Here is a 12965-nt window from a genome sequence, read left to right on the forward strand (position 1 = left end):
CCGCCGCGCCCCTCCATGGTGCTGCCGCCCTCGAAACGCCGCTTTTCCCAGGCAAAAGGGCTAATCAGACCGCCCGCGACTGGAGAAATTGTTCAGACTTTTGGGAGCAGAATACCCGGAGGAGGCGTTTCAAAGGGTATTCGGGTCGCCGCCCGGCCAAATGCCCAGCTGATCGCCCCTTTTGACGGGAGGATCGTGTATGCAGGGCCGTTCCGCCGCTATGGGCAGCTCTTGATCCTGTCGGTTGGAGAGGGATACCATGTTCTTCTGGCGGGCATGAAACGCATCGATGGTAAGGTCGGTCAGGATATACTTGCCGGCGAACCCATCGGCATGATGGGCCCGTCACCAGATGAGACAGGCCGGGAGACAGCCACCGGCGCAAGGCCTACCCTCTATATCGAATTTCGCAAGGACGGGGACCCGATCGACCCGCGTCCCTGGCTGTTAATGAGTGACAAAAAGGCGCGTGGATAAATGAACAAGTCTGTTGTCGCCGGCTTTGCCGTCGGAACCTTTCTCTCGGTGCTGGCCGTGTTCGGTATGCAGCAAGGCGGGCTGGACATCCCCGCTCATGCGGAGGGCTCCGATACCTTCCGTCAGCTGGACCTCTTTGCCGACGTATTCGAGCGCGTCCGCGCGGACTATGTCGAGCCGGTCGACGACAGCAAGCTGGTGGAGAATGCCATCAACGGCATGCTCACCTCGCTCGACCCGCATTCGAGCTACATGAACCCGAAACATTTCCGGGACATGCAGGTCCAGACGCGCGGCGAATTCGGCGGCCTCGGCATCGAAGTCACCATGGAAAACGGCGTGGTGAAGGTCGTCACCCCGATCGACGACACGCCCGCCAGCCGTGCCGGCATCCGCCCCAACGACTACATCACCCATATCGACGGCAAGGCCATCATGGGCATGACGCTGAGCGATGCGGTGGACAAGATGCGCGGCCCGGTCAACACGCCGGTCAAACTGACCATCGTGCGTAAAGGCAAGGACGAGCCCTTCGACGTCAGCATCACGCGCGACATCATCACCATCAAATCGGTGAAGTACCGCCGCGAGGGCGATATCGCCTATATCCGCATCACCTCCTTCAACGAGCAGACCTCCGACCTGCTGGACGAGGCCGTCACCAATTTGCGCAAGCAGATCGGCGAAGCGAAGCTGAAAGGCTACATCATCGACCTGCGCAACAATCCCGGCGGCCTGCTCGATCAGGCGACGGCGGTAAGCGACAGCTTCATCAATGGCGGCGAGATCGTTTCCACGCGCGGCCGCCATCCGCAGGACACGCAGCGCTTCAACGCCCATTCCGGCGACGAGACGGACAACAAGCCGATCATCGTACTGGTGAACGGCGGCTCGGCCTCCGCCTCGGAAATCGTGGCGGGCGCGCTGCAGGATCACCGCCGCGCGACCATTCTGGGCACGCGCTCCTTCGGCAAGGGATCGGTCCAGACCATCATCCCGCTCGGCTCCGATGGCGCGCTCCGCCTGACCACGGCGCGCTATTACACGCCGTCGGGCCGTTCCATCCAGGCCAAGGGTATCGAGCCGGACATCCAGGTCCGCCAGAACCCGCCCAAGGACAAGAAGAAGCTGCCCATGATCCGCGGCGAAGCGGAACTGCCGGGCCATCTGGCCAATCCGGATGGCGACGAGGAATCCGGCTCGGATTCCTACGTCCCGCAAAATAAGGCCGACGACACACAACTTCTTTACGCTATTGATCTATTGAACGGTAAGAAGCAGGACAAAGCCTTTATCCGTGTGCCCGGCCAGAGCGCCATGGCGAATTGAGACGGCGAACTGAGGTGGCCAGCTAAAGCGGCTATCCGAGATGCGATCCGGCGGGGCGGCCGGACGCGCCGGAAAAGGGCGGGAAAGGAGAGCTTTGCCCCGCCCTTTTTGTTGATGTGGGGAACATGACGGCGGAAAGCCCGGGACCGGATCAGATCGAGGAAGCCCCCAGCGAGGCTCCGAAAGAAACACCCGCCAAAGCCGCACCGGCCGGCGACGGGGATGACGCGCCCAAGCGCGGTCCCGGCCTGCTGTCCATCGCAACCATCCTGGTCGCCCTGCTTTATGTCGGCACCCTCGCCTGGCTGGTCCTTGGCGATCACCATCTGGCGGGCGAACCCGTGGCCACGCTCTCCCTTCCCGCCCCCGAAACGGATTACGGCGCGGCCGAAGAGGCGGACGGGACGCCCGATATGGGCGTGGACGGTATTTCCACCGATACCGCGCAACAGACCGGAACGCCGGACAAGGCCGACGACAGGAATGGCCGCGTCATGCCGGTGGACAAGACACCGGAAGACGGCACGGACGACAATCTGAGCCCCGCCGAAAGGGAACTGCTCGCCGCTGCCGACCGCCAAAGCAGCGCCGAGATTGCCTCGCAGGTAAAGATCACCGGCGCGGCAAGCGTGGACGGCATATCCACACCGAAAAGCGCCCCCGGCGCGCGAAGCAGGCTCACAGGCCCGCTTCCCGCAGTGCCCGACAGGGCCCTTGTCGAACGCACCGCGCAGGGGCCGCTGCCCAAGATCGGTCCCCAGGGCCGCAAGCCCTGGCGCGTTTATGCCCGGCCCGCCCCCCCGGGCCTCCCGGCGAAGGGCCGCATCGCCATCGTGGTGAGCGGCATGGGTATTTCCCAAAGCGCCACGCGCCATGCGATCGAAACATTGCCGCCGGAAGTGACCCTTTCCTTTGCGCCCTACGGCCCGGATCTCCAGAGCTGGATCGACAAGGCGCGCGCGGCCGGCCATGAAGTCCTGCTCGAACTGCCGATGGAGCCCTATGGCTACCCGCAGAGCGATCCCGGTCCCTACACGCTCCTGACCTCGCTCCCGGAGACGGAAAACCGGGCCCGCCTCAACTGGCTGATGAGCCGCTTTGCGGGCTATGCGGGCGTGATGAACTATCAGGGTGCGCGCTTTTCCACCTCCGCCACGGCGCTGACGCCCGTGCTCTCAGCGCTCAACAAGCGCGGCCTCATGTATATCGACAATGGCGCCTCCAGCCGCAGCCTCGCCCCGTCCATCGCCGAGGAGGAGGGCTTGCCTTTTGCGCTTGCCGACCGCATCGTCGACCCGCAACAAAGCGCCGAAGTGATTTCCAATTCGCTCGACGATCTGGAAGTAACGGCCAAACAGTCGGGCACCGCGCTCGGCGTCGCATCGGGTTTTCCCGCAACCGTCGACGAGATCACCAAATGGGCCGCCGGGCTGAGCGCCAGAGGCCTTGCCCTGGTGCCCGCCACGGCGGCGATACGCGAAAGCCACTGATTTAGGCCCGAACACCCTCCGGGCGGACCACCCTGAACGCACCACCTTGGACGGACCCCACATGCCCCGACATGCCGATACGCCGCGCGACCTGAAAGCCGAAGACCTGCCCTACCGCCCCTGTGTCGGCATCATGCTGATCAATGCCGAAGGGCTCATCTGGGTCGGAAACCGCATTCAGGAGGTCGATACCGGCTCGCCGCTCACCTGGCAGATGCCGCAGGGCGGTATCGACAAGGGCGAGGACGCCGCCACCGCCGCGCTGCGCGAACTGAAGGAAGAAACCGGGACCGACAAAGCGGAGATTCTGGGCGAAACCGAGGGCTGGCTTCACTACGACCTGCCCGAGCATCTGATCGGCGTCGCCCTGAAGGGCAAATTTCGCGGACAGGCGCAAAAATGGTTCGCCATGCGCTTTACCGGCAAGGACGACGACATCGATATTGCCGCCGATGCGCATCAGGAATTCAGCGAATGGGCCTGGCTGCCGATCGGCGAGCTTGTCGACCTGATCGTCCCGTTCAAGCGGGGCGTCTATGAGCAGGTCATCGCCGAACTCGGGAAATACGCCGTTCCCGCGGGCTAGGGCTTAAATCGCCACCCGGGCGAGCTGCTTGGCGCGCCGGTCCCAAAAGGCCCAGACCAGCTTCGACAGGTTACGCATCAGCCAGCCATGCGGCTTGATGCCGGTGGCCTTGGCGACCATGGACACCAGCCGCTCGACATGCTGGCGCTGATAAAGGGCGAAGGCCCGCTTCTCATACGCCTTGGCATAGGCTTTCCGGTCATAGGCGACCGAGCCGTCGAACGGCGTATTGGCCGCATAGAAGGCGGAGGCCAACTCGTCGTCATCCGCTTCCGAAACGCGGCCAAGTGCAACGCGCGCCCGGCCGAGCTTTGACGGCACTTTCTCATCGAGGCTATGAAACTGATCGTAGAAGAGCTTGTAGTGGCGGAACTCGTCCGCCGCGACATTACTCGCGATCTGTTTCAGCACCGGCTCGTCGGTCGCATCGCGGATGGCGCTGTAATAGGAAGATGTGCCGCTTTCCACCACGCAGCGCGCGATGAGTTCGCCGCCCCGGCTACCGCGTACGGATTCGACCTCGTCGATCGGGATCGAGTAATTCTCGCGAAAGCGGCGAAAGGCTTCCTCGAAGCTGAAATCCGGATCCGCCAGCTCCGCCCAGCGGGCCAGCGCCTGACCGTGCTGAACCTCTTCCGTGCCCCATTTGTAGATGGCTTCCTTCACATCCGGGCAATCGGAAAAGACATTGCAAAGATAGGTCACGTAATCCGGCGCATTGAACTCCACCAGCGCAGCCGCCTTCACGGCTTTGAGAATATCCGGATCCACCTTGGAGGCGTCGAAATCCTCCCAGCGAATATCGTCCAGCGTCCAGTGTCGGCTCATCTCAATCACCTCGGAACATGGCAACAGGCCATCTTGGCTGAATATAAGCCAATCCTGGCAGTGTTTTAAGGGACAGAAAGACACAGCCCGCCCCTCAAAACCCCGCCCTCAAACGAAAACGGCGCCTCCCGGGGGAAGCGCCGTCCAGTAGCTTACGCGGCAATCTCGCGGCCTAGAGCATCTTGCGAAGGTCGCGAAGGTGGTCCAGGCGCTCCTGGGCCCGCTGCCGCTTTTCGTCCGTCCGGGCGTCCTCGACATCGTCCTCGGCGTTCTTGATTTCGCCGTCGAGATGCTCGGCGCTGAGATCGGTCAGCGGCACGGCATGCTCGGCAAGGAGCGTCAGGCCGCCCGCCGTCACTTCCGCGAAACCGCCGCGAACGAAATAGCGTTCCTTGGACTTGCCGCCTTCCTCGACGTCGATGACGCCGGGGCGCAGCACGGTCATGATCGGCGCGTGGCCGGCCATGATGCCCATATCGCCTTCCTTGCCCGGCACGACGACCATATCGACGTCGTCGGACAGCAGAAGCCGCTCGGGGCTCACCAGATCGAAACTCAGCTTGTCAGCCATCATCTAAGTCCTGTTCGGTGCCACTGTTACATGGCTGGCAGGCAAGCGGCGGATTAGGCCGCTTCCTTGGCCAGACGCTCGGCCTTGGCCACGGCGTCTTCGATGGTGCCGACCATGTAGAAAGCCGCCTCCGGCAGATGGTCGTATTCGCCTTCGCACAGGCCCTTGAAGCCCTTGATCGTGTCCTTGAGGTCCACGAGCACACCGGGCGAACCGGTGAACACTTCGGCCACATGGAAGGGCTGGCTGAGGAAGCGCTCGATCTTACGCGCGCGCGCCACGACGAGCTTGTCTTCTTCCGACAGTTCATCCATGCCGAGAATGGCGATGATGTCCTGCAGGCCCTTGTAGCGCTGCAGGATTTCCTGCACGCGGCGGGCCGTGTCGTAATGCTCGTCGCCGACAACGCGCGGCTCGAGAATACGCGAGGTCGAGTCGAGCGGATCCACGGCCGGATAGATGCCCTTTTCCGAGATGGCGCGGTTAAGCACCGTCGTGGCATCCAGATGGGCAAACGACGTGGCAGGCGCCGGGTCGGTCAGGTCGTCGGCGGGCACGTAAATGGCCTGCACCGAGGTGATCGAACCCTTGGTGGTCGTCGTAATACGCTCCTGCAGCTGGCCCATATCGGTGGCGAGCGTCGGCTGATAACCCACGGCGGAGGGGATACGGCCAAGAAGCGCCGACACCTCGGAACCCGCCTGGGTGAAGCGGAAGATGTTGTCCACGAAGAAGAGCACGTCCTGGCCCTGGTCGCGGAAATGCTCGGCGACCGTCAGACCCGACAGCGCCACACGGGCACGCGCTCCGGGCGGCTCGTTCATCTGGCCGTAGATCAGCGCACATTTGGAACCGGCGGTCGAACCGTTGTTCTCCTTGGGATCCTTGTTCACGCCGGACTCGATCATTTCGTAATAGAGATCGTTGCCCTCGCGCGTGCGCTCGCCCACGCCGGCGAACACGGAATAACCGCCATGCGCCTTCGCGATGTTGTTGATGAGCTCCTGGATGAGCACCGTCTTGCCCACGCCGGCGCCGCCGAACAGGCCGATCTTACCGCCACGAGCGTAAGGGGCGAGAAGGTCCACCACCTTGATGCCGGTGACCAGCATCTCGGCTTCCGTGGACTGCTCGACGAATTCAGGGGCTTCCTGATGAATCTCGCGCAGGGCTTCGCCTTCGATGGGACCGGCTTCGTCCACCGGCTCGCCGATCACATTCATGATGCGCCCGAGCGTCGCTTCGCCGACCGGCACCTGGATCGAATGGCCCGTATCGTTCACTTCCTGACCGCGGGTAAGCCCTTCGGTCGAGTCCATGGCGATGGTGCGCACCGTGTTTTCGCCCAGATGCTGAGCCACTTCGAGCACCAGACGGGTACCGTTATTATCGGTCTCCAGCGCGTTCATGATGGCCGGCAGGTGATCGTCGAATTCGACGTCCACGACGGCGCCAATCACCTGACTGATCTTGCCGACAACATTGCTCATACTGTCTATCCCTGCTTCGCATGCCGGAAAGCGCTCAACCGCTTCCCCGTTATCGTCATCCGGCGCGGCCGGAACCGCATCCATTGCTTCCGCGACCGTTTTCGCCTGCTCCGTCGCAGTGGCGCCCGCAATCGGAGCGTCTTCCTGCCTGGCAGGCGCCGGTAGCGCCTTCGGCCCGGACGCACTCCCCGGAAGGATACGCGCCAGAAGCCTTCTTACATTCGCAAGCAGCCGGCTTCGCCAGCCTTGCCTGTTACCTAACTCGGGCATCGTACCCCTTCGGAATCATCCGGCCTTCCGGCCCTCATATCCTCACGGGGCATTTTCGCCCTTCTCGTTTCCGGCACCGCCCTTTAGAGCGCTTCCGCACCGGAAATAATTTCGATCAGTTCCTTCGTGATCTGCGCCTGGCGCGTACGGTTGTAGGTGATCGTCAGCTTGTCGATCATCTCGCCCGCATTGCGCGTCGCATTGTCCATCGCGGTCATACGCGCGCCTTCTTCGCTGGCGCCGTTTTCGAGCAGTGCCCGGAAAACCTGGACCGAGAGATTGCGCGGCAGCAGATCCTTCAGGATCTCCGTTTCGTCCGGCTCGTATTCGTAGATCGCACCGCCGAGACGCGCCACGATTTCCTCTTCGGGCTCCGCGCCGTCCACCGAAGCGGGGATCAGCGACTGCGTCGTCGGGATCTGCGTCACGACGTTCTGGAAGCGGGAGTAGAACAGCGTGCAGACATCGAACTCGCCATTCTCGAACATGTCGATCACGCGCTGCCCGACCTGATCGGCATGTTCGAACCCGAACTTGCGCACGCCGGAAAACTCGATCGTGTCGATAATATACTCGCCGTAAAGCCGCCTCAGCGCATCCCGGCCCTTCCGGCCGACGCACAGGATCTTCACGACCTTGCCTTCGCCGAGCAGCTTGCCGATGCGTTCGCGCGCCAGACGCACGATGGAGGCGTTGAAACCGCCGCACAGGCCGCGTTCGGCCGTTGCGACGACCAGCAGATGAACCTGGTCCTTGCCATTGCCGACCAGAAGCTCGGGCGCATCGTCCCGATCCTTCATGCCGGCGGCGAGGTTGGCCATCACGCGGTCCATGCGCTCCGCATAGGGACGCGCAGCCTCGGCCGCTTCCTGCGCACGGCGCAGCTTCGCGGCGGCGACCATCTGCATCGCCTTGGTGATCTTCTGCGTCGACTGGACGCTGGAGATCCGGTTTCTAAGTTCCTTCAGGCTTGCCATTCGGCGCTATCCCGTGACTGCTTCTTCCATTCCGCCGATCAGGCAAACGCGTTGGCGAAAGCCTCGACCGCGCTCTGAAGCTTCGCTTCCGTATCGGAAGAAAGCTGCTTTTCGGTCCGGATGGTCTCGAGAATGTCGGCATGCTTGGAGCGGAAGCTGCGCAGCAGCTCTTGCTCGAAGCGACCGACTTCGGCGACGGCCAGCTTGTCGAGATAGCCGTTCACACCGGCATAGATCACGACAACCTGCTCTTCGACCTTGAGCGGCGAGAACTGACCCTGCTTCAGAAGTTCGGTCAGGCGCGAGCCGCGGTTCAGCAGGCGCTGTGTCGCGGCATCGAGGTCGGAACCGAACTGCGCGAAGGCAGCCATTTCGCGGTACTGGGCGAGCTCGCCCTTGATCTTGCCCGCGACCTGCTTCATCGCCTTGATCTGGGCGGAGGAACCCACGCGGCTCACCGACAGACCCACATTCACCGCCGGACGGACGCCCTGATAGAACAGGTCCGTTTCCAGGAAGATCTGACCGTCCGTGATCGAAATCACGTTGGTCGGAATGTAGGCGGACACGTCGTTGGCCTGGGTTTCGATGATCGGCAGCGCCGTCATGGAACCCGAACCATGGTCCTCGTTGAGCTTCGCAGCGCGTTCCAGCAGACGGGAATGCAGGAAGAAGACGTCGCCCGGATAGGCTTCACGTCCGGGCGGACGACGAAGCAGCAGCGACATCTGACGATAAGCGACGGCCTGCTTGGACAGATCGTCATAGATCGTCAGGGCGTGCATGCCGTTATCGCGGAAGAACTCGGCCATGGCGCAGCCGGCAAACGGTGCCAGGAACTGCAGCGGGGCCGGTTCGGACGCCGTCGCGGCGACGACGATCGAATATTCGAGCGCGCCGTTTTCTTCCAGCGTCTTCACGATCTGCGCGACCGTGGACCGCTTCTGACCAATGGCGACATAGACGCAGTAGAGCTTCTGGCTCTCGTCGTCGCCCTGGTTCAGCGGCTTCTGGTTGAGGATCGCGTCGATGGCGATGGCGGTCTTGCCGGTCTGGCGGTCGCCAATGATCAGCTCGCGCTGACCGCGGCCGATCGGGATCAGCGCGTCGATCGCCTTGAGGCCCGTCTGCATCGGCTCATGCACCGATTTACGGGGAATGATGCCCGGCGCCTTCACGTCCACGCGGCGGCGTTCGGTGCTCTCGATCGGGCCCTTGCCGTCGATCGGATTGCCAAGCGGGTCCACGACGCGGCCCAGCAGGCCCTTGCCGACGGGAACGTCCACAATGGCGCCCGTGCGCTTGACCGTGTCGCCTTCCTTGATCCTTCGGTCGGAACCGAAAATCACGACGCCGACATTGTCGTCTTCAAGGTTGAGCGCCATGCCCCGGATACCGCCCGGGAACTCGACCATTTCACCGGCTTCGACATTGTCGAGGCCGTAAACGCGGGCGATACCGTCACCGACGGAAAGAACCTGGCCGACCTCGGAAACCTGCGCCTCGGCGCCGAAATCCTTGATCTGCTGTTTGAGGATCGCGGAGATCTCCGCAGCCTGAATGTCCATCAGGAAGCCTCTTTCATGGCAATCTTAAGAGAATTGAGTTTGGTCCGCAGCGAGGAATCGATCATCCGGCTGCCGACCTTGACGATGAGACCGCCAAGCAGCGATTCATCAACGGTGGTATCGATATTCACGTCGCGCCCGGTAGCCGATTTGAGCGCGGTTTTGAGCCCGTCGACCTGGGCATCGGAAAGCGCGTGGGCGGAAACCACGCTGGCAGTGATCTCGCCGCGCTTGACCGCGAGCAGCTGGCGAAACGCCGACATCATGCCCGGCAGCGCGAAAAGCCTGCGATTCTTGACGACAAGACCGATGAACTGCGCGGTCAGACCGGCGATCCCGGCCTTTTCCAGCACGGCGGCAATGGCCTTGCCCTGAAGGTCGGCGCCGAAAACGGGGCTGCGCACGAGCCGGCGCAGGTCTTCGCTCTCGTCCAGCATTCGACCGATCGAGGCCAGATCATTGGCCACGGCGTCAAGCGATCCCTCGCTTTCAGCCAGTTCGAAAAGGGCGGTCGCATAGCGCCCAGCCACACCAGTTACGGGTTGTTCAGATGACACGTCCGGCGCTCGCCTGTCTTTGTCATGGAAGCTGGCACGCGAAATTTTCAGATGCGAACCAAGCTATTGAAATAACTCGAAAAATTCGGCCAAGTAAGACCGCTGGCAACCCGGTGCCCCCGAGGCCGGGCGTTAGGTAACACAAGCTCCGCGCAGGTGCAACAAGAGCCGGACCGAATAGGGCCCATACGGGACAATTGGAAGCACGTTCAGCCATGCAGGAGCAGGCCTTCCGCAGGGGAAAGCTGCCCATCAATGCATGTCGGGAGGGACGTGGCAAGCAACCGGCGCGCGGCGGCCCTTACGCCGATCGTCTCAGGGCCTTCGCATGACGCTTGGCAATGGCCATGATCTCACGCGCCTTCGACGGATCCTGGGCGCAGAGCTTGTCGCAAATCTGGAGAATCTGTTCGGGCGACAGCGTGATCTGGGAGCGCTGCACCGGCGGCGGGGACGGCAGGCGCTTGCGTTCCTCTTTCGCCCTCTGACCGAGCGAAAGAAGCTCCTCGCTGAGCGGCCGCTTGAAGTCGAACTCCCGCTCCTTGGTGAAGAACCAGGAAGGATAGCGTGACTGGTTGGTCGTCTCGGTGCGTCCGGTCACATGCAACTGGACGCCCAGCTCGTTTGCAAAGCTGTTGACCGCCCATTTCACCAGCGGCCAGTCGTCATCATAGTCGTCGCCCGCCACGACGCCGCCGACCTTCACCTTCTGGTACCAGTCGACAAAGGACTTGCCGCCCTCTTCGCCGGTATGGGCGTAGCCGTCGAAATAGACGAAGTCGAAATAATTGTCGTCGAACAACGCCAGCGCATCGTCGAACGACATGCGAAGCAACTTGTAGTTCTCCGCAATACCGACATGCTTCAGCGCATGAACATATTCGGCCGTATCGTGATGGTCGGCATACAGATCAACACCGTAAAAGGCCTTGAACTTGCCGCTCTCGACCATGCGCCTGGAAAACACCCCACCGGCGACACCCAGCTCGATACCGATATTGTCGCTGCCCTCGAGCGAGCGGATAACGTCATGACGATGGAAATCTTCTTCCACCCGAACCGAGATGTCCGGCACCCTTTCGGCCGCCAGCCTGTTGATCTCCTGAATGCTCATGATGGAGTGCCCCGCTTGCCCGAAATCAGTCATGCGGCAGGCCATTTTCAGATCACGCGATTTCCACCCGACGCATGACCCGAACGGCCGCCACCGCTCGCCGCATTGTTCGGGAACATGATTTCCAACTTCTTAATGGAACGGCGTCCGGCCCGCCCGCCGCCCGCGCTCACAAAAAGCTGTAGGGATCGATATCGATGCTCACGCGCGCCGCATTGGGCACTTTGAAATCGGCAAGCCAGGCATTTATATAGGCCTGCACATTGACGTTGCGACCGGCCTTCACGAGGAAGCGCAGCCTCGTCCGCCCCCGGAGCAAGGCAATCGGCGCGGGCGCGGGGCCCAGCACGGAAACATGATCGGCGGCGGGCACGCGCCGCGCCATCTCGCGCGCCACACGCTGGGCAAGCCCGCCGTCGGTCGAAGACACGACCACCCCGACCAGCCGTCCATAAGGCGGCAGCTCCATACGTTCGCGCATCTCCGCTTCGCGCTCGAGAAACGCGTCCCGGTCGCCGGACACAAGCGCCCGCATCACGCCATGCTCGGGCATATAGGATTGGAGGAGAACGCGGCCCGGCCGCTCCGCGCGGCCCGCGCGCCCCGCCACCTGCTGGAGAAGCTGGAAGGTGCGTTCGCCCGCGCGCAGATCGCCGTTTTCGAGCCCGAGATCGGCATCGACCACGCCCACCAGCGTCAGCCAGGGAAAATGATGTCCCTTCGCCATGACCTGCGTACCGATGACGATATCGATCTCGCGGTCTTCGATAGCGGAAAACACATCCACATGACTTTGCGGGCCCCGCAGATTATCGCTCGAAACGAGCGCGACGCGCGCTTCCGGAAAGCGCTCGACCACCTCTTCCGCGATACGCTCCACGCCCGGCCCGCAGGCGACGAGCGCGTCTTCCGCGCCGCAGGACGGACAGGCCTTGGGCACCGGCGCCGTATAGCCGCAATGATGACAGCGAAGCTCGCGTCGGAACCGGTGTTCGACGAGCCAGGCCGAACAATCCGGACACTGGATGCGATGACCGCAGGTCCGGCAGAGTGTCAGCGGCGCATAGCCCCGACGATTGAGGAACAGCATGGACTGCTCGCCCGCTTCGAGCGTCGCGACCATTTCCTTCACCAGCACCGGCGAGAGCCAGCGGCCCCGCTCCGGCGGATGGGTGCGCATATCGACGGCACCGATTCGCGGCAATTGCGCATCGCCATGCCGGCCCGTCAGCACCAGCCTCTCATACCGGCCCTGCTCGGCATTGACGGCGCTTTCAAGCGACGGCGTGGCGGAACTGAGAATCACCGGGAAGCTGCCCAGCGAGCCGCGCACGACGCCCATGTCGCGGGCGTGATAGGTCACGCCTTCTTCCTGCTTGAAGGCGCTTTCATGCTCTTCATCGATCACGATGAGGCCGAGATCGGGAAAAGGCAGAAAAAGCGCCGAGCGGGCGCCGATCACCGCCTTCACGCGCCCCTCCGCCACGCCGCGCCAGACCCGGCGGCGCTCGCGGGTGGAAAGTTCCGAATGCCATTCCGCCGGGCGGCAGCCGAAGCGCCGCTCGAACCGGTCGAGGAATTGCGAGGTGAGCGCGATTTCGGGCACCAGCACAAGCGCCTGACGGCCCTGCCGCAACACCTCCGCCACGGCCTCGAAATAGACTTCCGTCTTGCCCGAGCCCGTCACCCCGTCGAGCAACAGCGGCGC

12 protein-coding genes are annotated in these 12965 nt (G+C 62.9%); 4 read left to right on the forward strand and 8 right to left on the reverse strand.

Going from position 1 to position 12965, the window contains the following annotated elements:
• The 4 genes from CMI59_RS08410 to CMI59_RS08425 all read left to right on the forward strand — a co-directional run.
• Positions 1–477, forward strand: a 477-nt coding sequence (locus tag CMI59_RS08410; protein ID WP_293327197.1) for a peptidoglycan DD-metalloendopeptidase family protein, incomplete at its 5' end; no start/stop codon positions are given.
• 66 nt (positions 478–543) lie between these two features.
• Positions 544–1806: a S41 family peptidase gene (locus CMI59_RS08415; protein WP_293327224.1), complete on the forward strand. Its 1263-nt coding sequence runs from the start codon at positions 544–546 to the stop codon at positions 1804–1806.
• Positions 1807–1931: 125 nt separating this feature from the next.
• Entirely contained in the window at positions 1932–3296 is a 1365-nt protein-coding gene (locus CMI59_RS08420; RefSeq protein ID WP_293327200.1) for a divergent polysaccharide deacetylase family protein, read from the forward strand.
• A 61-nt stretch (positions 3297–3357) separates the two neighbouring features.
• Complete coding sequence (locus CMI59_RS08425) at positions 3358–3882, forward strand: RNA pyrophosphohydrolase (protein ID WP_293327203.1); 525 nt, start codon at positions 3358–3360, stop codon at positions 3880–3882.
• A 3-nt stretch (positions 3883–3885) separates the two neighbouring features.
• On the opposite strand, the gene CMI59_RS08430 is transcribed toward CMI59_RS08425, so the two are convergent.
• The 8 genes from CMI59_RS08430 to priA all read right to left on the reverse strand — a co-directional run.
• Positions 3886–4710 (reverse strand): ferritin-like domain-containing protein, encoded by an 825-nt coding sequence (locus CMI59_RS08430; RefSeq protein ID WP_293327205.1) that lies wholly within the window; start codon positions 4708–4710, stop codon positions 3886–3888.
• A gap of 172 nt (positions 4711–4882) precedes the next feature.
• Positions 4883–5281, reverse strand: a complete 399-nt coding sequence (locus CMI59_RS08435) for a F0F1 ATP synthase subunit epsilon (RefSeq protein ID WP_293327208.1) — start codon at positions 5279–5281, stop codon at positions 4883–4885.
• A 53-nt stretch (positions 5282–5334) separates the two neighbouring features.
• On the reverse strand, positions 5335–6771 hold the full coding sequence (gene atpD / locus CMI59_RS08440; RefSeq protein ID WP_293327210.1) for a F0F1 ATP synthase subunit beta: 1437 nt from the start codon (positions 6769–6771) through the stop codon (positions 5335–5337).
• 353 nt (positions 6772–7124) lie between these two features.
• Positions 7125–8018: a F0F1 ATP synthase subunit gamma gene (locus CMI59_RS08445; RefSeq protein ID WP_293327212.1), complete on the reverse strand. Its 894-nt coding sequence runs from the start codon at positions 8016–8018 to the stop codon at positions 7125–7127.
• Positions 8019–8056: 38 nt separating this feature from the next.
• Positions 8057–9586, reverse strand: coding sequence for a F0F1 ATP synthase subunit alpha (gene atpA, locus CMI59_RS08450; protein ID WP_293327214.1), 1530 nt, complete (start codon positions 9584–9586; stop codon positions 8057–8059).
• Complete coding sequence (locus CMI59_RS08455) at positions 9586–10143, reverse strand: F0F1 ATP synthase subunit delta (RefSeq protein WP_293327216.1); 558 nt, start codon at positions 10141–10143, stop codon at positions 9586–9588. Before CMI59_RS08455 ends, atpA begins: the two co-directional genes overlap by 1 nt.
• 301 nt (positions 10144–10444) lie before the next feature.
• Positions 10445–11257, reverse strand: a complete 813-nt coding sequence (locus tag CMI59_RS08460; RefSeq protein ID WP_293327219.1) for a class I SAM-dependent methyltransferase — start codon at positions 11255–11257, stop codon at positions 10445–10447.
• A gap of 169 nt (positions 11258–11426) precedes the next feature.
• On the reverse strand, positions 11427–12965 hold a 1539-nt coding region (gene priA, locus CMI59_RS08465), incomplete at its 5' end, for a primosomal protein N' (RefSeq protein ID WP_293327222.1).

Origin of the sequence: Parvibaculum sp., assembly GCF_002684405.1 — a bacterium.
Taxonomy (GTDB): Bacteria; Pseudomonadota; Alphaproteobacteria; order Parvibaculales; family Parvibaculaceae; genus Parvibaculum.